The organism is Gemmatimonadota bacterium (assembly GCA_009835325.1).
Lineage (GTDB): Bacteria > JAAXHH01 > JAAXHH01 > JAAXHH01 > JAAXHH01 > JAAXHH01.
Genome location: VXWP01000095.1, coordinates 1 through 23,702, shown reverse-complemented (window position 1 = coordinate 23,702; position 23,702 = coordinate 1). Strand labels below are relative to the sequence as shown.

General features: G+C 64.9%; 20 protein-coding genes and 1 pseudogene. 5 read left to right on the top strand and 16 right to left on the bottom strand.

From position 1 onward, the window contains the following. Nucleotides 1-10: 10 nt before the first annotated feature. The 15 genes from rplM to F4Z81_13430 form a co-directional block, all read right to left on the bottom strand. Nucleotides 11-439 (bottom strand): 50S ribosomal protein L13, encoded by a 429-nt coding sequence (gene rplM / locus F4Z81_13500; protein ID MXW06061.1) that lies wholly within the window; start codon nt 437-439, stop codon nt 11-13. A gap of 36 nt (nt 440-475) precedes the next feature. After that, the gene (gene mtnA, locus F4Z81_13495) at nt 476-1,546 is read right to left on the bottom strand and encodes an S-methyl-5-thioribose-1-phosphate isomerase (protein MXW06060.1); all 1,071 of its coding nucleotides are present in this window, start codon (nt 1,544-1,546) and stop codon (nt 476-478) included. Continuing rightward, a complete protein-coding gene (locus tag F4Z81_13490; protein ID MXW06059.1) occupies nt 1,543-2,460 on the bottom strand; it encodes a sugar kinase in 918 nt (305 codons plus the stop codon). The genes mtnA and F4Z81_13490 overlap by 4 nt, the downstream gene beginning before the upstream one ends. A gap of 1 nt (nt 2,461) precedes the next feature. Then, entirely contained in the window at nt 2,462-2,893 is a 432-nt protein-coding gene (gene rsfS, locus F4Z81_13485; GenBank protein MXW06058.1) for a ribosome silencing factor, read from the bottom strand. Between the two features lie 2 nt (nt 2,894-2,895). Continuing rightward, on the bottom strand, nt 2,896-3,417 hold the full coding sequence (locus tag F4Z81_13480) for a LytR family transcriptional regulator (protein ID MXW06057.1): 522 nt from the start codon (nt 3,415-3,417) through the stop codon (nt 2,896-2,898). Nucleotides 3,418-3,717: 300 nt separating this feature from the next. Continuing rightward, entirely contained in the window at nt 3,718-4,551 is an 834-nt protein-coding gene (locus F4Z81_13475) for an NTP transferase domain-containing protein (protein ID MXW06056.1), read from the bottom strand. 11 nt (nt 4,552-4,562) lie between these two features. After that, nucleotides 4,563-5,057 (bottom strand): 2-amino-4-hydroxy-6-hydroxymethyldihydropteridine diphosphokinase, encoded by a 495-nt coding sequence (gene folK, locus F4Z81_13470; GenBank protein MXW06055.1) that lies wholly within the window; start codon nt 5,055-5,057, stop codon nt 4,563-4,565. An 80-nt stretch (nt 5,058-5,137) separates the two neighbouring features. Beyond that, a complete protein-coding gene (gene folB, locus F4Z81_13465; GenBank protein MXW06054.1) occupies nt 5,138-5,512 on the bottom strand; it encodes a dihydroneopterin aldolase in 375 nt (124 codons plus the stop codon). A 13-nt stretch (nt 5,513-5,525) separates the two neighbouring features. Continuing rightward, the gene (locus tag F4Z81_13460; protein ID MXW06053.1) at nt 5,526-6,800 is read right to left on the bottom strand and encodes an aminotransferase class I/II-fold pyridoxal phosphate-dependent enzyme; all 1,275 of its coding nucleotides are present in this window, start codon (nt 6,798-6,800) and stop codon (nt 5,526-5,528) included. Nucleotides 6,801-6,959: 159 nt separating this feature from the next. After that, entirely contained in the window at nt 6,960-8,582 is a 1,623-nt protein-coding gene (gene groL, locus F4Z81_13455; protein MXW06052.1) for a chaperonin GroEL, read from the bottom strand. A gap of 403 nt (nt 8,583-8,985) precedes the next feature. Next, nucleotides 8,986-9,837 carry a bile acid:sodium symporter family protein gene (locus F4Z81_13450; GenBank protein MXW06051.1) on the bottom strand — a complete coding sequence of 284 codons (852 nt, stop codon included), beginning with the start codon at nt 9,835-9,837 and terminating at the stop codon, nt 8,986-8,988. Between the two features lie 164 nt (nt 9,838-10,001). Further along, a complete protein-coding gene (locus F4Z81_13445) occupies nt 10,002-10,859 on the bottom strand; it encodes a biotin--[acetyl-CoA-carboxylase] ligase (protein MXW06050.1) in 858 nt (285 codons plus the stop codon). Nucleotides 10,860-10,864: 5 nt separating this feature from the next. After that, complete coding sequence (nadC, locus tag F4Z81_13440) at nt 10,865-11,743, bottom strand: carboxylating nicotinate-nucleotide diphosphorylase (protein MXW06049.1); 879 nt, start codon at nt 11,741-11,743, stop codon at nt 10,865-10,867. A 13-nt stretch (nt 11,744-11,756) separates the two neighbouring features. Further along, nucleotides 11,757-13,337, bottom strand: coding sequence for an NAD(P)H-hydrate dehydratase (locus tag F4Z81_13435; GenBank protein MXW06048.1), 1,581 nt, complete (start codon nt 13,335-13,337; stop codon nt 11,757-11,759). Nucleotides 13,338-13,397: 60 nt separating this feature from the next. Then, nucleotides 13,398-14,945: a CCA tRNA nucleotidyltransferase gene (locus F4Z81_13430; GenBank protein ID MXW06047.1), complete on the bottom strand. Its 1,548-nt coding sequence runs from the start codon at nt 14,943-14,945 to the stop codon at nt 13,398-13,400. A 153-nt stretch (nt 14,946-15,098) separates the two neighbouring features. Between F4Z81_13430 and hisA the strand changes: the two genes are divergently transcribed. From hisA to F4Z81_13410, 4 genes are read left to right on the top strand one after another with little or no spacing between them, the layout of a single operon-like run. Then, complete coding sequence (hisA, locus tag F4Z81_13425; protein MXW06046.1) at nt 15,099-15,869, top strand: 1-(5-phosphoribosyl)-5-[(5-phosphoribosylamino)methylideneamino]imidazole-4-carboxamide isomerase; 771 nt, start codon at nt 15,099-15,101, stop codon at nt 15,867-15,869. Between the two features lie 2 nt (nt 15,870-15,871). Further along, the gene (locus tag F4Z81_13420; GenBank protein MXW06045.1) at nt 15,872-17,518 is read left to right on the top strand and encodes a response regulator; all 1,647 of its coding nucleotides are present in this window, start codon (nt 15,872-15,874) and stop codon (nt 17,516-17,518) included. Between the two features lie 34 nt (nt 17,519-17,552). Then, the gene (locus tag F4Z81_13415) at nt 17,553-20,495 is read left to right on the top strand and encodes a response regulator (GenBank protein MXW06044.1); all 2,943 of its coding nucleotides are present in this window, start codon (nt 17,553-17,555) and stop codon (nt 20,493-20,495) included. After that, on the top strand, nt 20,492-21,628 hold the full coding sequence (locus F4Z81_13410) for an ArgE/DapE family deacylase (protein MXW06043.1): 1,137 nt from the start codon (nt 20,492-20,494) through the stop codon (nt 21,626-21,628). Before F4Z81_13415 ends, F4Z81_13410 begins: the two co-directional genes overlap by 4 nt. A gap of 33 nt (nt 21,629-21,661) precedes the next feature. Here F4Z81_13410 and F4Z81_13405 read toward each other — a convergent pair whose 3' ends face one another. Further along, the gene (locus F4Z81_13405) at nt 21,662-23,356 is read right to left on the bottom strand and encodes a potassium channel protein (GenBank protein ID MXW06042.1); all 1,695 of its coding nucleotides are present in this window, start codon (nt 23,354-23,356) and stop codon (nt 21,662-21,664) included. A 264-nt stretch (nt 23,357-23,620) separates the two neighbouring features. Between F4Z81_13405 and F4Z81_13400 the strand changes: the two are divergent. Further along, nucleotides 23,621-23,702: pseudogene (locus F4Z81_13400) on the top strand (single-stranded DNA-binding protein).

The window sequence follows — 23,702 nt, the reverse complement described above, 5'->3', positions numbered from 1 at the left end:
TTTACGCTCCTTATATGTCCAGCGCGACCGGTTTCTGGGCGCTGTGGGGGTGTTCCGCGCCGGCGTACACGCGGAGTTTGCGGAAAATCTGGCGGCCGAGGGCGTTGTGCGGCAACATGCCCTTGATGGCCATGCGCAGCGCCCGGTCGGGATGGCGGGCGGCCATGCGTTCGTAGCTGATCGTCTTCAGACCGCCGGGATAGCCGCTATGGCGGTAGTAGAGCTTGTTCTGCGGCTTCTTGCCCGTCAGAACCACTTTTTCCGCGTTGATGACGATGACATGGTCACCGGTGTCCAGGTGCGGCGAGTAGATCGGCTTGTGCTTGCCGCGCAGGATTTTGGCCACTTCGCTGGCCAGCCTGCCCAGCACCTTGCCGTCGGCGTCCACGACGTGCCAGTCCCGCTGCAGGTCTTCCTTCTTAACCGTTGGTGTCTTCATAGTATGGTACACGCTCCTTTGATGTTACACGCTCCTTTACCCGGTGACGGCCGGTTCCCATGCATGGTGTGACAGCGCGGCGAGACTCTCGGCGTAGGGCGGTCTGGCCACGCCGCGTTCCGTGATGATCGCAGACACGTAACGGGCCGGGGTTACGTCGAATGCGGGATTGTATACCTCCACTTCCTCGGGGGCGGTGCGTCCGCCCAACCCCTCGCTTACTTCGGTGGCTTCGCGCTCTTCGATGGGGATCCCGGCGCCCGATTCGATGGTCAGGTCGATCGAAGAGTACGGCGCCGCCACGTACAGAGGCACGTCGTGCGCGTCGGCCAGCACGGCCACGCCGTAGGTGCCGATCTTGTTGGCGACGTCGCCGTTGGCGGCCACGCGGTCCGCGCCCACGATCACGCAGTCGATCCGGCCTTCTTTCATGACCTGGGCAGCCATGTTGTCGCATATGAGCGTCACGCCTATGCCCGCCCGGGTCAGCTCCCAGGAAGTCAGCCTGGCGCCCTGGAGGACGGGTCTCGTCTCATCGGCGTAGACGTGAACCCGCTTGCCTTCCCTGTGCGCCTGGTACACCACGGCGAGGGCGGTGCCCGCGCCGGCCGTGGCGAGCGCGCCGGCGTTGCAATGCGTGAGCACTGTCTGTCCGGTGCGGAGCAAGGCGGCGCCGTGCTCACCGATCAGGCGGCAAGAGTGCTCGTCTTCCGACTGTATGGCCAGGGCTTCGCCGAGCAAGGTGCGTTTGATATCCTCCACGGTTTCATTCCTGTGTTCGCGCACGGTCCGGCGCATCCGCTCCAGCGCCCAGAAAAGGTTGACCGCCGTGGGACGGGTGGCCGCCAACAGTTCCGCGGCTTCGTCGACTTCCCGGCAGAAGGAGGCGAAGTCGGCCGCGCGGCTGTGCTGGACTCCGACGACGACTCCGAAGGCCGCGGCGACGCCGATGGCGGGCGCACCGCGTACACTCAGCCGCCGTATGGCCTCCGCCACGGACGCGATGTCCCGGCATTTGGTGTAGACCACTTCGCCGGGCAGGCGCGTCTGGTCCAGCAATACCAGCACGCCTTCGTCGCGCTCCCACCGGATGGTCTTGAAATTCATGGTGTGATCATCTCCATGAACCGATCGTGGCGGTCCGAAATCTCGGCTTCGGTAAGCGATTCGAGCCGCCTGACACTGAAATCCTCCACGTTGAACGAGGCCATGACGCTGCCGTGCACCATGGCGCGTTTCAAGGCGCTTACACCCGTATCGCCCGACCGGGCGAGGTAACCCATGAATCCGCCCGCGAAGGTATCCCCGGCGCCCGTCGGATCCACCACGTCGGCCACGGGGTATGAAGGGATGCCGAACCAGGCGTCGCGGGTACAGAGCGTCGCGCCGTGTGCGCCTCTCTTGACCACCACCGCCCGCGGGCCGAGCTCCAGGATGCGTTCCGCCGCCCGCACGAGGCTGTGGTCGTCCACCAGTTGCAGGGCCTCGCTGTCGTTGATGATCAGCACGTCCACTCCGCTCAGCGTCGACAGCAGGGACGTTCTTTGCCCCTCGATCCAGAAGTCCATGGTGTCGCAGGCGACGACGCCTGTACGTCCCGGATGGTCCGTGCGGCATGTCTGGTCCAGCACGTCGCGTTGAATGTCCGGATCGAGATTCGCCAGGAACACGTGATCGTGCGCGCGGTGCCGCTCCGCCAGCACGGGCTTGAAACCGGAAATCACGTTCAACTGCGTGTCGATCGTGCGGCGGTCGTTCATGTTGGCGGCGTATTCGCCCGCCCAGCGGAAGGTCTTTCCTTCCTTCACCTCCAGGCCCGATACGTCGACCTGCCTCTCCCGCAGGAAATCCAGGGACGCCATGGGGAAATCGTTTCCCACGACGGCGATGACGTCTACCGGCGTATAGAAACTGGCGGCCGCCGAGAAATAGGTCGCCGACCCCCCGATCGCGTCGTTCGCCTCTCCTTCCGGTGTCTTCACCGTATCAAACGCCACCGTTCCGACGACGAGAATGCCCAATCTATGCCTCGTGTTCCAGTGCGTCCACCCTGGCCCCGGGGACGCCCGCGTCGGACGTGCGGATGATTTCACCCGTTGTCGCGTCGGTAGAAACGGCGACCCGGGGCGCGTCTCCCCAGAGCCGCTCGAGCCCGTAGAATGCCCGGACTTCCGCTCTGAACACGTGTACGACCACGTCCACGTAGTCGAGCAGTACCCACCGCCAGCTCTGTTTGCCTTCCGTGTGCCAGGGCGTTGTATCCCGCTCCTTGAGATCCGACGCCACCTGCTCGACGACCGCCTTGATCTGCGGTTCGGAACCCGCCGTCCCGATGACGAAGTAGTCCGTGATGGACGAGAGCCCCCTGAGGTCGATGATCATCACGTCCGCCGCATTCTTGGCCAGCATGGTAAGGGTCGCTTGCTCCGCGATTTCCTGCGATGCCAACGCCACGATCAGTCGTTCTCCACGGAAAAGAGCAGTTCGCCGTAATCCTTGCCGATCACCACCGATACGTCCACCAGCCGGTCATCGTTCCGCTGGAGCAGGACATACTGCGTACCCAGCGCGTTTCCGACCGCGCGGGCGGCCTCGGACGGTCCGTCCGTTCCCCGGCGGTCCAGCACGACCGTTTCCCGGTATTCGAAATGGTCGGCGTTATCGATATTGACCACGTCGAATCCTCGTTCCCTGAGAAACCGCATGGCCTGTTGTCCGATTCCCCGTTCACCGCATCCGTTCAGGACCTCCACCTGGATATGGAAGGCCGAGGGGTCGACGACCGTCTCGACGGACCGTTCGGTGGACGTCGAGAATGCGGACGAGGTCGCCACCGAGTAGATCAGGTAGGCGTTCAGCCCGACCAGGATGATGATCACGCCTTCAAGCGCCCGAACGCGCCAGCGGCCGCCTGTCCCCCGTCCTTCCGGAACGGCGTCCGGCCGGTTCGCGGAGGGTTGGATGACTTGTCTCGTCATGGCGGATCCCACGCGGATCGCGTCCTGAGGTACAGCCGGCAACGGGACCGTGCGACCATCGATATCTGCTTGCCAGAGATAACCGGAGAGCTAACTAGGGAAATACACCAGGAAGGGAAACATAGGTAGGGTACCAACAGTGCTTCATCGACCAGTTCCTTTCACCATGCGATCCCCCTTTGTACCCCGGTCTCGACACAGTTCCGCCGTCAAATCGAACGCTGGTTCGACAGGCGGAAACCGATTCGCTTTCCAGACCACTATATATACAGAGTTGGAGGGTGCGGTGTCAACTGTTTTTTAGCTGTCGCGAGGCCTCGCGCGGTCCCGCTCCAGCAGCCATGATTCGGCCGCCGACAGCTGCTCCGGGGTGTTTATCCCCATGGATTCTTCCGGCATGCCGGCCGGTGCGTCCGCGATGCGGCGGCCCTCCCGCCGGAGTATCTCGATGGTGTCCGTCAAGTAGTATTCGCCCTGCCGGTTCTCCGGGGTCAGCTGGTCCAGGGCCCGCAGCAGCAGGACAGGATCGAAACAGTAGGTACTAGTGTTGATCTCCTTAAGCGCCCGCTGTTCCTCGGTGGCGTCCTTCTCCTCGACGATCCGGTCGATACAGCCCGTATCGTCGCGCAGGATGCGCCCCAGGCCCGTGGGGTCGTCGACGCGTGCGGTGAGTACGGAGGCCGCGGCGCCGTTCCGGCGGTGCGCGTCGATCAGCGCTGCCAGGGTAGTAGGACGGATCAGGGGCGTGTCACCGGCGAGGACGAGCACGATACCGCTTTCGCCGGCCAGCAGCGGTCCGGCCTGGCGCACCGCGTGGCCGGTGCCCAGCTGCTCCTCCTGCACGGCGAATTCCACGGTCGGTCCGGGCTGACCGGGCAATCCGGTCGGTCCGGGCAATCCGGTCGATCCGGGCAATCCGGTCGATCCGGCCAGTTCCCGCCGCACCTCGCCGGCCTGGTGACCGACGATGACGATGATCCGCCGGGGCCGGAGCGCCCGCGCCGTGTCCAGCACGTAGTGAATCATCGGCCGGCCGTTTACACGGTGCAGCACCTTCGCCAGGCCGGAGTGCATCCTGGTGCCTTTTCCAGCGGCCAGGATCAGCGTGATCAGATCGGCATTGGCTTCTTCCATCAGGACTCCGGTTATGGCTCGGCAAGAAAGCGGACGAGATGGTCCACGGGTTTCAGGTCATCCAGCAGGTCGGACACGGTCCGTCCGTATACAGGGTGGACCAGGTCCGGGTGGATTTCCGCCAGGGGAACGAGCACGAAGGCCCGTTGCGCCATGGCGGGATGGGGGATGTCGAGACCCGGCCGCCCGAGTACCAGGTCGTCGTAGAGCAACAGGTCGAGATCGATTTCGCGGGGTCCTTTTTCCCACGTGACGGAACGTCCCATGCGCGTTTCGACGCCCTTGAGCGATTCGAGCAGTCGCAAGGGCGCAAGCGTGGTCTCCACAAGGACCGCGCCGTTGACGAAGTCGGGCTGGCCAGCGTGGCCTACCGGCCGCGTCTCGTACCATGACGAGCACCTGACGATCCGGATCGCCTCATGCCCGGCCAGTTCGCATAGCGCTTGCCGACACCTGGCGACGCGATCCCCGATGTTGCTGCCCAGTCCCAGCGCGACAGACGCCATTTCGCACCTTGTAGTCGGCTTGGCCCACTTGGTCGGCTTGTTCAGGCACGGCACGGTCCTGTACGCAACGGTCCGGTACGTCACGCCTCCCTGCTACGATGCACGGTGACCCCGGGGGTTCCCGAATGCGGCAATTCCGCGGCCACACCGGGCTTCCACAGTCTGACCACGACCTGGTCCACAGGGGGGTAGGCCGAGATCAGTTCGTCCGCCACCCGGCCGGCGACCGCCTCCAGCAGACAGCACGGCTCGCCGCCGAGAATGCGTCCCACGCGCCGGCAGACGTCCGCGTAATCCACGGTATCGGACAGGCGGTCCGTCCGGGACGCCTCCGACAGGTCCAGCCGCAGTGCGACGTGGGCTTCGAATACCTGTCCCAGCGTCCGTTCCCGGGCCGTCACGCCATGGTGGCCGAATGTGCGGATGCCCCGCACGCTGATCCAGTCTCCGGACATGGGGCGGAACCGTTCAGGCCAGACTGACCGCGGGGAACGCCCGTTTGCGCAAACGGAACCGCGACATCTGCCGGTCGATGCGGTCGAGCGCTTCACGGATCTGCGACTCGTCGCCGTTGAAGGCCAATCGGACGTATCCTTCGCCGTATTCGCCCAGGTATGCGCCGGGCACGACGAACACGCCGGCCTTGCGCAACAGGATGCTGAATCGTACGGAGGAATAACGGGGCGGCACGGGTAGCCAGACGTATGGTCCGCCGCCGGGCGCGGGCAGGTGCCAGCCGAGGTCCCGCAGCCCCGATACCATCAGGTCTCTTTGCGACCCGCACCTGGAAACCATGGCTTCCACGTGCCGGTCCAGACGGGGAAACTCCGTGGCTGCGGCCGCGAGAAGGTCGGGCATCAGCGGGGCATGCAGATGGGAGGTCAACTGGGAGATGGCGGCCAGCGCGGAAGGATTGCCCACCGCCACGCCCAGGTCGCGGAATACGCCTCCGGGTAGCACGGAAAGGGAAAACAACTCGATGCCCACGTTCATCGCGCCGGGCGTCTGCAGGAGGCTCGGGGCTTCGATCCCGTCGTACGTAAGAAAGTGCTGCGTCGCATCGTGACAGACGATGATGTTGTGCCTGCGCGCAAAATCGATGAGTTCCCGAAAGAACGAATGGTCCGCCACGACCCCGGTCGGATCGTTCGGAAAACCGACGTACATCAGTTTTGCCTGTCCGGCGATCCGGGGTTCGATCTGCTTCAGGTTGGGGAGGAAATCGTTTCGTCCGTGCAGGGGATAGGATAGGATCTGTCCGTTCGCCAGCACGGCGCTGGTCCGGTAGGCCGGATGGGAGGGGTCGGGCGCCAACACAGTTTCACCGGGGTTGACCAGCGCCATGGCCACGCAGGCCGGGCCGACCGCCGAACCCGCGAAGGGCAGGACGTGCCTGTCGGGATCGATCTCCACGTCGAACCGGTACGCGAACCAGTTGCTGAACGCCCTGCGGAACTCGGCGCCGGTGAGCCGGGATGACTCGGCCGGTACTTCCGGGCTGCCTGGACCGCCTGGGCTGCCAGGACCGCGCGGTTCGCCTCGACCTCCGGTGGCCGAATCGGCGTCGAAGATCTTCTCGATGGCAGCCTGTCCGGGGGGAAGGTCGTCGATGCCCGTGGTCAGATCTATGGGCTCGATCCCCCTGGCAGCCAGTCTTCTTAAGTATCGTGAATGTTCCAGGGGCCGGTTCAGCGGGATCTGGTGAAGCCGTTCCGCGCGTTCTATTACCACCGGGTTTCTCATGGTCGCTCCGTCGCCCAGGACCTGTATTTCGTATCCGCCGTCCGGTCTCGGGGGAATATAGAATCGGCGACCGGCCGTAGCAAGAGAAAACCCCCGGTGAAGCCACCGGGGGTTTACCTGCAACCGGTCGGAGACCGGTTCCTTTTCGAAGCGTCCCGCTTAGTACATGCCGCCGCCGTGCGGCATGGCCGGAGGCGGGGTGTCTTCGGGGAGTTCCGCCACCAGCGCTTCGGTGGTCAGCAGCAGGCCGGCGATGCTCGCGGCGTGCTGCAGCGCTACGCGGGAGACCTTGGCGGGCTCGATCACGCCCGTTTCGGACATATCGCCGTAGGTATCGGACTCGAAGTTGTAACCGAATCCGCCTTCGCCTTCCCTGATCTTCTGCAGGATGATGGATCCTTCAAGGCCGGCGTTCTCCGCCAGCTGCCTTACGGGCGCCTCGAGCGCCTTGCGCACGATGCCGGCGCCGACGGTTTCGTCACCCTCGGTGTCCAGTCCGTTGTCCAGCGCGGAGAGCGCGCGGATGAACGTGACGCCGCCGCCCGGTACGACGCCTTCCTCGATGGCCGCCTTGGCGTTGTTGAGGGCGTCTTCGACCCGTGCCTTCTTTTCCTTCATCTCGGCTTCCGTCGCGGCGCCCACGTTGATGACCGCCACGCCGCCCGCCAGCTTGGCCAGGCGTTCCTGCAGCTTCTCCCGATCGTAATCGGAGGTGGTTTCCTCGATCTGGGCGCGGATCTGGTTGATGCGTCCCTGGATCGCGTCGGTGCCGCCGGCGCCTTCGACGATCGTCGTGTTGTCTTTGTCGAGGTTGACGCGCTTGGCCGTACCCAGGTCGCCCACGGTCACGTTTTCCAGCTTGAAGCCGGCGTCCTCGGAGATGACCGTACCGCCGGTCAGGATGGAGATATCCTCGAGCATGGCCTTACGACGGTCGCCGAATCCGGGCGCCTTGACCGCGGCGACCTTCAGGGTGCCGCGAAGCTTGTTGACCACCAGCAGGGCAAGGGCCTCGCCCTCGATGTCCTCGGCGATGATCAGCAGCGGGGAGCCGCTCTGGGCGATCTTCTCGACGACGGGATAGATATCCTTGACGGCGCTGATCTTCTTGTCGTGAATCAGGATCTTCGTGTCCTCGAGTACCGCTTCCATGGACTCGGAATCGGTAACGAAGTAAGGCGACAGATAACCGCGGTCGAACTGCATGCCCTCCACGACGTCCAGGGAGGTTTCCATGCTCTTGGCCTCTTCGACCGTGATGACGCCGTCCTTGCCCACTTTTTCCATCGCGTCCGCGATCAGGTCGCCGATGGTGGCGTCGCCATGGGCCGAAACGGTAGCGGTCTCGGAGATTTCCTTCCGTCCTTCCACGGCCTTAGACATTTCAGCGATCGAACCGACCACCGCCGATACGGCCTTGTCGATGCCCCGCTTCAGATCCATGGGATTGGCGCCGGAAGTCACGTTCCGCAGGCCTTCCGCGTAGATGGCCTGGGCGAGGACGGTGGCCGTGGTCGTCCCGTCGCCGGCCACGTCGCTCGTCTTCGACGCGGCTTCCTTGATCATCTGCGCGCCCATGTTTTCGTAATTGTCCTCGAGCTCGATTTCCTTCGCCACCGTGACGCCGTCCAGCGTGAAAGTGGGTGAACCGAATTTCTTGTCGAGCACGACGCAACGTCCCTTGGGACCCATGGTGACACGGACCGCGTCAGCCAGGGCGTCCACCCCTCGCTTGAGGGCCTGCCGGGCATCGGCGTCGAATGAAAGTTGTTTTGCTGGCACTTCTGCTACCCCCTGTGTTTCGCCGGGTGGTACCGGGCGATTCTGAGCAAGGCGAACAGCTGGGCTGTACGCACTTTTTGAGTCAACTAAATACTTGTATATTCAACAAGTAGTGATTCTGAAATTAGCACTCGAATGTCCAGTCTGCTAATATATGAAAGGTCATTGGTTGATGCAAGTATTTTTTGATTTGTGGCGCGCGCGTTTTCCGCCGTTCGACGGTGATTTGACGTTTCGCGGCTCCTCACCCTGGTGCGGCGCACCGAGTCAGTCGGGGCATGCCCTGGACACGATCCGCTAAGGTCCACCCGGCACCGGGAAGAGGCGGCACACCGTCACGCGGGGGCGGCTATTGTCGAGCATCGGGAAGTGGTTGAGCCGGCGCGGGAGGACCGCGCCGCGGTCAAACGATCCGCCGCAGCAGGGCGATGTAGATCAGCGCGGTGGCGAACATGATCAGGCTGTAGGTCGCCGCCGGCATGGTCGCGAGCCCGCCGCCGAACAGCATTACCGCGACCGCGATCGCGAGCGTCCCGTTCTGGATGCCGCATTCGATTGAAATGGCGGTCCGCTGGGTTGGTCCGGAGGTGAACATCCGGGCGAGGAACCAGGCGATGGTCATCATCAGCAAGTTGAGGACGAGCGTGACCAGCCCGGCCTGCGCGAAATAGGGGACGAGGTTGGCGCGTTGATCGTAGATCGCGCCGGCGAGTACAAGCATCAACAGCACCGCAGAGACCTTGCGGGCCGCTGGTTCGAACCGAAGCGCGAAGCCTTCCGCGATGCGGCGGATGACAAGACCGGTCAGCACCGGAACGGCAACGATCAGGAAGACGCCGAGTGCGGCGCCGGCGACCGATATGTCCTGCTCCGCCGAATCGCCGATGAACTGCCCGTAGGCGAAGACTACGATGGCCGGAATGGTGATCACGCTTGCCAGGCTGATCACCGCGGTCAGCGAGATCGACAGCGCCACATCGCCGCGCGCAAACGCGGTCAGGATATTGGAGGTCGGACCGCCCGGCGCGGCGGCGATGATCATCAGGCCCAACGCGAGTTCCGGCGCCATCGGCCAGACGCTGGCGAGGACGAAGGCAACAGCCGGCAGCAGGACGATCTGGGAGAAGGCACCCACCGCGAAGTCGCGCGGCCGGCGCACCACCCGAGCGAAATCGTCGAAGGTGAGCCCGAGCCCAAGCCCGAGCATGATGAAGGCGAGTGCCAGCGGCAGCGCGACGTCGATTAGTAATCCCATGAAGCCTGGTCTCCCTTCGATTGCCGACTTCGCCCGTGCGCGGCAGACTGCGAAGATGGCCGGCAATCTGCCGATCATGCACGGGATGAACTTCGAATCCGCTGATCCAATTTACCTCGGTCCGCCTTTCAATCGCAATGCCAATATGCCACTTACGCCCGGATCTACGTACGAAGTCTAAGCAGTCTGATGGATCCGGAACGGATGACCAGGGGGCCGCCGTCCTGGCGGTCGAGCACCAGGCCGCCCTCCTCATCGATGTGGGATACACGCCCGGCGGATCCGGCGGGGCTGTCGGCCTCGACCGTCAACCCTTGCCAGGCGAGACGGGCGTCGACTTCGGCTAGGAGAGACGCGGGCCCGGATGCCAGGTAATGCCCGTAGGCGGACTCCAGGGAGGCCAGGATGGCCAGGAACAGGTCCTCGCGACCCACGGGGCGGCCCGATTCGATGCGCAGCGAAGTGGCGGACGCGGAAAGCTCGTCGGGAAACTGTCCACGGGTGTGGTTTACGTTGATCCCCATGCCGATCACGATGACCGGCTCGTCACCGGACACGACGCGGGATTCGGCCAGGATGCCGGCGACCTTGCGTCCTTCCATGAGCAGGTCGTTCGGCCACTTGATTTCCACGGACACGCCGGCGGCCGTTTCCAGGACGGGGGCCACGGCGGCGGCGGCACACAACGTGAGCGGAGGGGTCCGGTCCGCGGACAGCCGGGGCCGGAGCAGGACGGAAGCCCAGATCCCGCATCCGGGGGGCGAGAACCACCCGTATCCGCGGCGGCCCCTGCCGGCCGACTGCTCATCGGCAAGGCAGACCGTCCCATGGGGCGCGGCCTGTTCGGCCATGTCCAGGATCACGTCATTGGTGGACCCCACCCGCGCGTGGTACTCCAATACGCGGCCGAAGATCCGTGATGACAGCTTCGCGCGCATGCGGACCGCGTCGTACCGGTCCTGGAATCCTTCCAACTCATCGCTCGGGCACGGAGGCTTCATCGTCGTTCCGTTCCGGTGCATCCGCTTCAGTCGGAGGCCATCACGTTCAGGCTGATATCGAGTGCCGGTGCGGAATGGGTCAAGGCACCGACGGAGATCACGTCTACCCCGGTTTTCGCGATTGCTGTGAGCCGATCCAACGTGATCGCTCCCGACGCTTCGACCACGATGGACTGATCCGCCGCGGTCAGCGCGCGGACCCGGCCGACCGCCGTCCGCATTTCCGCGTCGCTCATGTTGTCCAGCATGATCCAGTCCGCCCCGCTGCGCACGGCCTCTTCAACCTGGTCCAGGGTGCTCGTCTCCACCTCGATGTCGTACCGCCTGCCCGACTGCTTCATGTTCGATCTGCAGGTGCGAACCGCGGCGGCGATGCCGCCCGCGGCGGCGATGTGGTTGTCTTTGATCAGCACCATGTCGAAGAGACCGTGGCGGTGGTTGTCTCCGCCGCCGTGCAGTACGGCCCTTTTCTCCAGGTCGCGGAGACCGGGCGTGGTCTTGCGGGTATCCACGATGCGCGCGCCGGTGTTCCGCACGGCGTCGACGTATTGACGGGTCATGGATGCGATGCCGGAAAGGTGACGCATGAAATTGAGCGCTGTTCGTTCGGCGGTGAGTACCGACCGCGCGGCGCCCCGCACTTCGGCGATGGTCTGGCCGGGTTCCACCTGGTCGCCGTCGGTCAGCAGGGCGCGGAATTCCAGGCCGGGGTCCACCTCCCGGAACGTGAGACACGCCGGGTACAGGCCGGACAGGATGCCGGGCTGCCCGGCCTCGAATTGGGCGCGGGCCACAGCGTCGGTCGCCAGCGTCCACTCGGTGGTGACGTCGCCGTCTCCCACGTCCTCCCGCAAGGCGCGGACCACGATTTCCTCAAGCGACGCCGGGTCGAATTTCGTGTCCACGGAATCCTGCTTTCTAGGGTGAAGCCCGTCCCCCGCCCGTATGCAGGAAGGCGCCGGGCAAATAGTCGATGAGATCACCGGCCACCAGGCTGTGCGGCCCCATGGCCTCCGCGCCTAGATCGCCTGCCAGACCGTGGAGGTATACCCCCAGCCGGGCCGCGTCCCATGCACCGAGGCCTTGGCCGAGCAGGGCGGCGATGAGGCCGGTCAGCACGTCGCCGGATCCGGCGGTGGCCATCCCAGGGTTCCCAGTGGAATTCACCGAGACCTGTCCATCGGGGGAAGCCACCAGCGAGGCGGCGCCTTTGAGCACGAGCGTGACCTGCAGGGTACCGGCGGCCTGTCTCGCGGCCGCGACCCGGTCCGCCTCGATGTCGTCGACGGCCATGCCGGTCAGCCTGGACAGCTCGAACACGTGGGGCGTCATGATGACTTCCGGCGCCGTGCCGGACAGGCCGTCCCGGTGGCCCGCGAAGGCGTTCACTCCGTCGGCGTCGATGACGACCGGCCGCTCGCTGTTCGATACGACGCGGCGGATCAGCGCGGAGGTTTCCTCGTGGCGCGTGAGACCCGGACCGATGGCCAGCACGTCAGCCCAGGATAGCAGCGCATCGATGTCGGACTCGGCCGCGAGAGAAAGCGATCCTTCGGCGGTTTCGGACAGGCTGCGAAGCATCACTTCCGTGTGCCTGGCCGTCAGGGCATACATCAGGCCCGCGGGCGCACCGAGCATGACCATGCCCGCGCCGCCGCGCAGAGCCGCGCGGGAAGCCAGCGTCGCCGCTCCCGCCATGCCCGCCGAACCGGCGACGACGGCGACCTTTCCGCGGCTTCCCTTGTGGTCCCCGGGCCGGTGAACCGGGATCAGGCCGGCCATCTCGCTTCGCTCGGGCATGGAGAGATACAACGCCTCCGCCTCTACGGCACGGTCGGGAAAGCCGATGTCCGCGACTTCCAGGACCCCGCACCAGGAACGGCCGGGGTAAGTAGCCAGGTCGACCTTCATCAGGCCGATCGATAGGGTATGGTCGGCGCGCACGCAGGTCCATTCCGCACGGGGACGGGATTGCGGACTTCCGCAGCCGGGCGCCAGGCCCGACGGGGTGTCGACGGAGAGCACAGGAGATGAGCTGAGGTTGATCACCGCGATGGCCGCGCCGTATGGATCGCGCGGCGGTCCCTTCAACCCGGTGCCGAGGAGCGCGTCGATGATCAGCGCCGGGGGCCGGCCGGGCTGGCCGGGCAATTCGAGCGGACCGTCGGGCCGGAAGTCAGGAACCAGGCCGGTTTCTTCTAGCCGTTCCAGGTGCTTCTTAGCGTCGACCGGCAGGGCCGGCCTGGCGGCGAGCACGTGGCAGGTGACCGAAGCGCCCCACAGATGGAGATACCGGGCGGCCACGAATCCGTCCCCCCCGTTGTTCCCCTTTCCGCACACTACGGCGACCGTCTTGCCGGCCACGCCCTCCAGGAGCTGCTTCGCGATTTCCGCCACCCGGCAGCCCGCCCTTTCCATCAGTTCGTAACCGGACAGGCTGTAGTCTTCGATGGTGCGACGGTCGATCGAACGCATCTGAAGGGTGGTACAGAGCTTCATGGTCAAAACTCGCAGTCCGGACCGCGCTATGCACTTTCCGCGCCGGCCAAGCCATCCGTGCTATGCGCTTTCCGCGCCGGCCAAGCCATCCGCGGCATCTTCGTAGAGTAGCTTCCGGGCTTGTTCCCTGGTCCGAATGTCATGTATGGTCTGGATCGTTTCAAGCTTATCCAGCAGGCGGCCGATCTCCGGTCCCTCGGTCAGGCCCAGGTCGTCCATGATATCCGCGCCGTTCAAGATCAGGCCCTTCGCCCGCAGGATCCGGTGCCGGGCGTAAAGCCGCAGGAGCCGGCGCGCGGCCTTCGCGATCCTGCCGCCCGCCGCGATTCCCTCGTCCGGTCCGTGCGCAATGGCGAGGAGTGCCGCGCCGGGGGTATCGTCTTTCGACCCGCGCAAAATCCGGCAGAGCGCTTCGTCATCCGGTTCCCCTGAAGCGGCCCCTTCGAGCAGTCTCAACGCCCCGAACACCAGCTGGTGGAGCGCCTGCCTTTCCCGCTTGCTCAGCCTCAACCGTTCGGCCGCGCCTTCGACCCGGTCGAGGGCTGGTTCCGTGCTGCCGGCCGTACTACCGGCCGCACCGCCAATCCGGTCAGGAGTCCCGTCCGTACCGCCAGCCGCGCCGCCAGCCAGGATGCCGCACAGCACGAGGCTGGCGAATCGGAGGATCCACAGGCTGGTACGGTCGCCCGCCATTTTTGCTTCGCATCCGGTCAGGTGGACGTAAAGTCCCTGGTCCTCCAGGAAAACGTCCCTTGCGATGAGCCGGTCCGTCCGTTCCAGCCGATGAGACACCGATGCCGACGACGTTCCCATCCACCCGGGAAAGAGCGACGCGAACACGCCGGAGCGGATCATGGCGGTCACCCGATCCGACGTGCGTCGCCTCCCCATGATCAAGGACAGTTCGTAAAGCAGGCGTTCGCCCGATATCTCTCGCAGGTCTTCGTCGCATGCCGCGATCCACGTCTCGGTACGGGGCGTGATGTCCAGGCCGAACTGGCCGGCAAGCCGGAACGCCCTCAATACGCGTAGCGGGTCGTCGTGAAAGGACGCTTCGGATACGGCCTTGAGCCTCCCTGCTGCGAGGTCGGCCGCGCCGCCCAGGGGATCGATGATCGACGGTCGGCCGCCCAGCAGGTCCGCCAGGCGGACGGCCATGGCGTTGATGGTGAAATCCCGCTTGCGGAGATCCGCCTCCAGGGTATCGCCCTTGAAGGACGATATATCGATCGTGAACCGGTGCCGTAACACGACGCGCCCGGTTCGGTCCGTATCGTCGAGCGGCACGAAGGGACACCGCAGGCGGTCCGCCAGTTTCCGCCCTAGCGCCAGTCCGTCCGCCGCGAGCGTAAGGTCAAGGTCCCGTACTGTGCGGCCCAGGATGGCATCCCGCACGGAACCGCCCACGAGATAGACTTCGTGATTCACTTCCCGGCACAGGTCGGCCAGATCGGAGGCCAGTCGCCTATGGGCCTTCAACAGGGGCTGAACAGGATCGACAAAGGCTGACATCGGGTATACGAAAGGCGTGGGGTCGTGGGGTCGGAGGGGAAGTCGGCCACCGCACGGGGAACCGGCGCAGCATGGGCCGGGACACCCGGTAGCCATCGAGCCGGATTCCACCGAAAACTATGGGCCCGGGTTGTCCATGTCAAGGGATTTGTCGGTTGACAGGCCGGCGCTTTGCGGTCCATCTTTAGCACAGGACGCGTGGTTCGAAAGCGTGCCGTCGGACAGGGCTTCGGAGGGCGATGATTCCAGATGCAACTCTACCCCGCCATCGACATCAGACAGGGGCGATGCGTCCGCCTCGTAAAGGGAATGCGCGACCACGAAACGGTGTACGGTGATTCCCCGGCGGACGTCGCGTTGAGATGGAAATCGCAGGGTGCGACCTACCTGCACGTCGTCGACCTGGACGGCGCGTTCACCGGCTATGCGGGCAACCGGACGAGTGTCGTCGCCATCCTGGAACAGGCCGATATGCCGGTACAACTGGGCGGAGGCATCCGTACGCCCGAGGCCGTGGAGGCCTGGCTGGCGCTGGGGGTGCGCCGCGTCATCCTGGGCACGGCGGCCGTGGAGCGTCCCGATATGGTGCGGCAGGTGGTGGAGGCGTGGGGACCGGAACGCATCGTCGTCGGCATCGACGCCAGGGCGGGACGGGTCGCGGTCAACGGCTGGACGTCCGGCGGGTCCTGTTCATCCCTCGAACTGGCGGAAGCCATGAAGGAAGCCGGGATCCGCAGGATCGTCTACACGGACATCGACCGGGACGGTACGATGAATGGACTGAACACCGGTTCGACGGCGCGCCTGGCCCGTGAGAGCGGTTTGCGGGTGATCGCGTCGGGGGGCGTGGCCAGGCTGGAAGACCTCGAACGGGCCGCCGGGGCCGCCGCGGACGGCCTGGAAGGGGTGGTGCTCGGGAAATCACTATACGAAGGAACGATCGATCTGTCGGAAGCCGTGCGCAAATACCAGTCTGCCGCGGGCGCGCCGGATCCTGGTGCGCGGGACCCTGGAGAGTAAACATGCCGGAAAACACCGTCGAAGTCCTGATGATCGAAGACAACCCCGTGCACGTGCAGCTGATTCGCCACTACATGGAATCCAGCCGGCTTACGACCCGGCTACACGTCGCCGGGACGCTCCGGGAAGGGCTGGACCTGATCGGGGAGACTTCCTTCGACGTGGTGCTGCTGGACCTTGTCCTTCCCGACAGCGCCGATCTCGACACGCTTCACAGCGTCCGGGCGGCCGCGCCGGACCTGCCGGTCATCATACTGACCGGGCTCGACGACGTTTCCCTGGCCGCCACGGCCGTGGAATCGGGCGCCCAGGACTACATCGTGAAGACCCAGGCCAACACGACCCTGCTCTCCCGGTCCATCCATTACGCTATCGAACGCGTACGCGCGCGCAGCGGCGAATGGGATTCGGTCATGTTCAAGCTGGCCCAGCAGCAGTTTCTCAAGGCGGCGCAGATCATGGGACTGGACGAGAACATCCGGGAACGGCTGCTCTTTCCCCAGCGGACCCATATCGTGACGCTCCCCTTTCGCCGGGACGAATACCATCTCGTGGAAAACGTTTTCGGATACCGGGTGCAGCACCTGCTCACCATGGGGCCGACCAAGGGCGGCATCCGCTACCACGAGGATGTGAACCTGGGGGAGGTCTCCGCCCTGGCCATGTGGATGACCTGGAAATGCGCCCTGATCAATCTGCCCTTCGGCGGCGCCAAGGGCGGCGTCCGAATCGACCCGACCGACCTGTCCCGCCGGGAGCTGCAGCGCCTCACCCGCCGCTTCACGTCGGAAATCATCGACATCATAGGACCGGACAAGGACATCCCCGCCCCGGACATGGGCACCGACGAGCAGGTCATGGCCTGGATCATGGATACGTACAGCCAGCAGGCGGGCTACACGGTGCCGGGCGTCGTCACCGGCAAGCCGGTCGTGCTGGGTGGGTCCCTGGGACGCCGAGAAGCCACCGGCCGCGGCCTGGTCTACCTGATCGAGGCGGCCGCGAAGCACATGGGCATGTCCCTGGACGGCGCCACGGCGGTGGTCCAGGGCTTCGGCAATGTGGGCAGCAACACGGCGCGCTTCCTGGATGAAGGCGGGGTCAGGGTGGTCGCGGTAAGCGACGTCACCACCGGGATCTACAACGCCAACGGACTGTCGCTGGAGGACGTCTTCAAGTACTGCGAGGAAAACCGTTTCCTGAAAGGCTATCCCGAGGCCGACGAAGTCACCAACCAGGAACTGCTCGAACTGCCCTGCGACATCCTCGCCCCGGCCGCGCTGCAGAACCAGATCACCGGCGACAACGCGGACCGGTTGAAGTGCAGGCTTCTTGCGGAAGGGGCCAACGGACCCACCACGCTCGATGCCGACGAGATCCTCGGGGATAAGGACGTCTTCATCCTGCCGGACGTCCTGGGCAACGCCGGCGGCGTGACCGTCTCGTACTTCGAATGGGTGCAGGATACGCAGAACTACATGTGGACGCTCGAGGAGATCAACGGCAGGCTGCACACCATCCTCATCGACGCCTTTGGAAGGACCGTCCACCGGGCAGCCGAAGACAAGGTCGACATGCGTACCGCGGCATTGATCGAGGGAATCAGCCGGGTGACCCAGGCGAAACTCCTCCGGGGGATCTTCCCCTGACGACCGCCGGCCCGCGTTGACCGGGAGGTAGGCCATGGCTTCAACGGAAACCAACGCGTCTTCGACGGAGATCGACGCGGCCTGGGTGCGGTTGTTGCAGAAAGCCGCCTATCTGTGCAGCGTGATCGTCATCGCGTGCTCGGTGCTCGTGCTCGCCGGCTGGCAGTTCGATCTTGCCGTCCTGCGGGGTCTGGTCAACCCCGGCCGGGTCCCCATGAATCCGCTCACGGCCGCCGCCTTTCTACTGGCCGGCGCCACGTTGTGCGCCTTGCTGCCGAGGAACGCTTCGGCATATCGCCGCTGGACGGGTTTCGCCGGCGCGGGTCTCCTCATGGCGCTGGGGGCCGTCAAGCTGTTCGACGTGGACGTTGGCGGCAGGGGGATCGACCAGTGGCTCTTCGCGGCGTCCCTGAGCGGTAGCCGCATGGCGCCGCACACCGCCTTCACCTTCATGCTGGTGGGTCTCGCGCTCCTGCTCCTCGACCTGCGCGGGCCGAGACACTGGCTGTCCCACGTCTGCGTCATGAACGCCGGGATCATTGCCCTGCTGTCCCTGGCCGGTGCGATATACAGCACCATGGTCCTGTACCGGGTTTCCGGCGTGATCCCCATATCTCTGAACACCGCGCTGGGCTTCGGCGTCGTGTGCGTCGGCATATTCTGCGCACGTCCCCGCCGCGAACCTGCCGCCACGCTGGTCAGCGCCACGGCCGGCGGCCTCATGGCCCGCCGTTTGCTCCCGGCGGCCTTTCTCATTCCTATCATCCTGGGCTGGCTCCAGTTCCAGGGAGAAAGGGCGGGGTTCTACGGTGTGGAGTTCGGCCATTCGATCTTTGTGGTCTGTAACGTGATTGCCTTCAATATCCTGATCTGGTGGAACGCCCGCTCGATCGGGCAGATCGACGCGGAACGCACCAGGATGGCTCACGAATTGCACCGGCAGAACGCCCTGCTGGAGCAGACGACCCACGACATGGTGCTCTTCCAGGGGGAACTCCAGGAAGCCAAGGAGTCCGCCGAGGAGGCCAGCCGGGCCAAGAGCGAGTTTCTCGCCAACATGAGCCACGAGATCCGCACGCCGATCAACGGGATCACCGGCATGACCCAGCTCATGCTGCATACCGACCTCACCTCCCGGCAGCGGGAGTTCATGCGGCTCATCGATCAGTCCACGGAATCGCTCCAGGGCCTGTTGAACGATATCCTGGACTTCTCGAAGATCGAGGCGGGCCGCCTGGAACTCGAATCGATCCCCTTCGAACTGCGGGAGCGCATCGCCAACACCGTGCAGGCCATGTCGATCCCTGCCACGGAAAAGGGCCTCGAACTGGCTTACCGGGTCGCTCCCGACGTGCCCGACCAGCTGGTGGGCGACCCGGGACGGTTGAGCCAGATCGTGATCAACCTGGTCGGAAACGCCATCAAGTTCACAGAAGCGGGAGACGTGGTCCTTTCCATGTCGCTGGCCTCGGAATCGCAGGACACCGTGACGCTGGCGTGCGCGGTGGCCGACACCGGCATCGGCATACCGGAAGACAAGCAGCAGCTGATCTTCGACGTCTTCAGCCAGGCGGACAGTTCCATGTCGCGGAAGTACGGCGGTACGGGCCTGGGACTGGCCATCTGCGCGCAGTTGACCGCCATGATGAACGGCCGCATCTGGGTCGAAAGCGAAGCAGGCCGGGGAAGCACCTTCCACTTTACCGTCGAAATGCAGAAACGGCGCGACGCGGTGGAAAAGCCGGTGGTGGACGCCGGGCCGTTGACCGGCCTGCGGGTACTCGTGGTCGATGATCATCCCACCAATCGGGGGTTCCTGGTCGACATGCTGGCCGAATGGTCCATGCAGACGATGGAAGCCGGCACGGGCGTGGAAGCCCTTACCACCCTTACCGGCGATGACGGCGAAGCCATCCGGCTGGTCCTGCTGGACGAAACCATGCCGGAAATGGAAGAACACGGGCTCATCCGGGAAATCAACCGGTGTGCCGAAGGAAGGGACCTCGGCGTCATCCTGCTGGTCTCCGCCGGACGGCGGGCCGACCCCGGTATCGGCGATTACGTCGGGATCGCCTGTACGGTCAGCAAGCCGGTCAAGCAGTCCGACCTGCTGAACGCCATCATGGATACCGTGGCCGGCACGAGCGCTCCCGCGCTGGAAGAGGGCGCCGGCGGCTTGTCCGACGGGGTGGTGCCGCGGCACATCCTCCTGGCCGAGGACGGCGTCGTGAACCAGCGCGTCGCGGTCCTCATGCTGGAGTCCAGGGGCCACGCGGTCACCGTGGCAAACAACGGCCGGGAAGCGGTCGAGCAGTTCAAGTCCGGCGCCTTCGACCTGGTCCTGATGGACGTGCAGATGCCCGAGATGGATGGACTGGAGGCGACGCGGACCATTCGCGGCCTGGAAACGGGCAGCGATCATATCCCCATCGTCGCCATGACGGCCCACGCCATGAGCGGCGACCGGGAGCGGTGCCTGGAGGCCGGGATGGACGATTACCTGTCCAAGCCCATCCAGGCCCGGTTGCTGTACGCGGCGGTGGAAGGTATGCCTGCGGGGCCAAGAGAAGATGTCCCACCGATACTGGATTCGGAGGGCGTGGCTTCGGAATACGCGCCCGTCGATTGGGAAAAGGCCGTTGCGCAGGTTGGCGGGGACGAGGCCGTGGTCGCCGAACTGGCCGGGCTCTTTCTGGCCGAGTGCCCGGGGCTCGAGGCCGGCATCCGCGAAGCGGTCGATGCGGGGAACGCCGCCGACCTGAGACGGCATGCCCATACGTTGAAGGGCTCCGCCGGAGTTTTCAAGGCCGACGCCGTCGTCGACGCAGCCCAGCGCCTGGAGAAGATGGGCAGGGATGGCGACTTGGATCACGCGGAAGAGGCTTTGTCGACGCTCGCCCATGAACTGGACCTGTTGAAGCCGGTCCTGGCGGAACGCGTCGCCGGAGCGAAACTGCAGGCCGGGAGAGGAAAATGACGAGCACGCTCCAGGAACTCACCGCTAAACTCGTTTCGATTGACTCGACGAATCCCACGCTGTCACCGACCGCCGCGGGCGAGAAGGAAATCGCCGCCTTCGTTGCGGACTGGTGCCGGGACCGGTCCCTCGACGTGCGGATTGTGGATGCGGACGGACGTCCCAGCGTGGTAGCCGTCGCGCGGGGAAACGGGGGCGGCCGCTCGCTCATCCTGAACGGTCATCTCGATACGGTCGGCGTGGACGGCATGGACGACCCCTTCCGTCCTAGGGTCGAAGCGGGCAGGATGTACGGCCGCGGCGCCGGCGACATGAAGGCTTCCGTCGCCGCGATGATGGCTGTCGTGGCCAGCGCGCGGACCATGGATCTCAAGGGGGACGTGATCATGACGGCTGTCGCCGACGAAGAGGCCTACAGCGTCGGCACCACGGCCGTTCTGGACAGCGGCGTGACGGCCGATGCGGCCGTCGTGACCGAACCCACCAACGGAGATGTCCTGGTCGCGCACAAGGGTTTCGTCTGGGCGGATGTCACCACGCAGGGCCGCGCCGCCCACGGCTCCAGGCCGGAAGATGGGCTGGACGCCATCACGAAGATGGGGGCGTTTCTCCGGGGGCTCGAGGATCTTCAGGCCGAACTGGAACAACGAACCGGAGTTCCGCTGCTCGGTTCCGGATCGGTGCATGCATCGGTCATCGACGGCGGCCGCGAGATGTCAAGCTATCCCGCGACGTGCCGCCTGGGCGTGGAAAGGCGCACGGTCCCGGGAGAGACGGCACGGAGCGTGATAACCGAGCTGGAAGACATAGCCGAAGGATGCCGCCGGGCCGATCCGGGTTTTCAGGCCATGATCGATCTGACCTTCGAACGTCGGCCGTTCTCGATCGATGCCGGTCATGAGATCGTTGAACTGGTCAGGTCGGTCGCCGCGCGAACGTCCGGCCGCAGGCCCCGAGTCTCCGGGAGTGCGGGATGGATGGACGCCGCGCTGCTGAGCGAACGCTCGATCCCGACGGTAATCTACGGCCCGGCGGGCGGCGATTTTCACGGGGATGACGAATGGGTGGACGTTGCGTCGATCGAAGCCTGTGCCGAGGTCCTCACGGAAGTAACTAAAACATACTGCGCATGACCGGCGCCCGGCGCGATGCGAGCCCTTCCCGGATCAAGTTCTCTTGCCGTACCGCTCCAGGTACCTGTTTTCCGCTTCAATCGTCCCGATGAGCAGGATCTCGCACCCGGTGGACAGCTTCATCGACGGCGGGGGACTCACGATGCTCTCCTTCCCGGTGAAAACAGCCGCGATGTAGCATCCCGTCTCCTGGTAGACCTGTGACTCGGCGATGGTCTTGCCGGCAAGTTCGCGGGGGAGCCGGACCCGGAAGAAGTTCAACCCTTCCGTGATCATGACGATGTCGTTCCGCTTGAGCAGGTTCAGGATGATGTTGGCGCCCATGGAAGCGTAGGACATGACGAAATCGGCCCCCGCCCGGTGCAGCGCTTCCACGTTCCGTTCCTCTTTCGCCCGGGTGATGATCTGGATATCCGGGCGCAGCTTGCGGCAGTATATCGTGAGGTAGATGTTCATGTCGTCTTCATGGGACGTGATGATGACGGTGGGCGCGTCCATGAGACCGGCCTTCTTCATGGTCTCGATATCCGCCGCGTCGCCCAGTACGTAGTGCTTTTCATCCCGGATCCGGTCGGCCTGCTGCTCGATGATCCGGTAGTCCAACCCCCTCTCCACGAGCGTGCCTCCCGCGGACCGTCCCACGCGTCCTCCGCCGATGATGACGATGGGCGGATCGGAAACGTTGTAGATGGCGAAAAGCTCATTGTAGGACGTGATCTGGCTTTCCGTTCCCAGAAGCACCAGGATCATCCGTTCGGTCAGTGGCGTATCGGGCGCGATCACGTGGAACCTCCCCCGCTCCCACACGCCGACGACCGTGACGCCGGTCAGTTCTCGAAGGCGCGTCTCGCGCAGGGTCTTGCCGATGAGCGGGGTATCCACGATGCTCGCGTCGGCGACCATCAGGTCTTCGACGTTTCCGAGTACGTGGGACATGGAGTCCACGCTCGAGGCGAGCCGGGCGAGGAGCTGCCCCATCTGCTGTCCCAGCTGGATCACGTGGGTGCAGCCCGCCAGTTCGAGGATATCCACGGAGTCGGGGGAATTCGCCGTGGCCAGGATGGGGATTTCCCGGTTGATGTTCCGGATCGTGAAGGCGATGCTGGTATTCAGCGTGTCCTTGCCGGTGGCCACGACGAGCGACGCCTGGTCCACGTTCGCGTGCCGGTAGGTTTCCGAGTTGTCCAGGTCGCCGTACACGACGTTGAGGCCCAGGTCGTGGAGGAGCAATGCTTCGTCCAGGTCGGGAATGATGAATACATAATCGTTCCCATACTGCTTGAGTCGGGCGGCAAGCGAACTGGTCACCTCGTCGTGATGGGTGATGACCACGTGGTCCTGGAAGTTCGGTTCCAGGGTTCGGGGGGCGCGCGCAATGGAGTGGGCGCTGAGCCAGGGCCGGTAGATGAACTCGACAAAGGCCACCGGAAGCACGATGATCAGCGTCGTCAGGCCCGTCAGCAGCACGCACAGTGAGAAAATACGGCCCAGGTCGGTGGTAAAGACGATGTCGCCGTAACCAAGCGTAGTCATCGTGACCAGCGTCCAGTAGAATCCGGTGAACCACGAATGTTCCCGTCCCTCCATTTCCTGGAGCTGGTGGAACAGGAACGTGTAGACCAGGATCAACAGGAAGAGGAAGATGAAGAACCGGTAGAAGAACTTGAGGTTTCCCGATCCGATCGTGGTGCGCAACACGCCCAGGTACTGTTTCAAGAAGGTCTGCATGGCGAATCCGGAGATGGCCGGTAATGGTTCGAGTCACGGCGCGGCGTATCCTGCCCGCACCGCGCAACGCATTGCGAAATTACCAGTCTAAGACCATCCCGGCGTACTGTCAAGCCCACACGGGAAAACTGTGTTTTTCTCCTTGCTCCTCCGCCCGCCGTTCCTGTAACCTGCCAGATGCGCGCGGCATTTCGGTCGCGGCGCTTCGGTCCCGGGCGTTCACGTCCCGTCCCGGGCGACCAGAGGCCGGATCCGCGGGGCGCGGGGCCCGGCCCCCGGGGGGGGGGGGGTAGGCGGGGCCGGGCCCGCGGGGGGGGGGCGGGGGGGGGGGGGGGGGGGGGGGGGG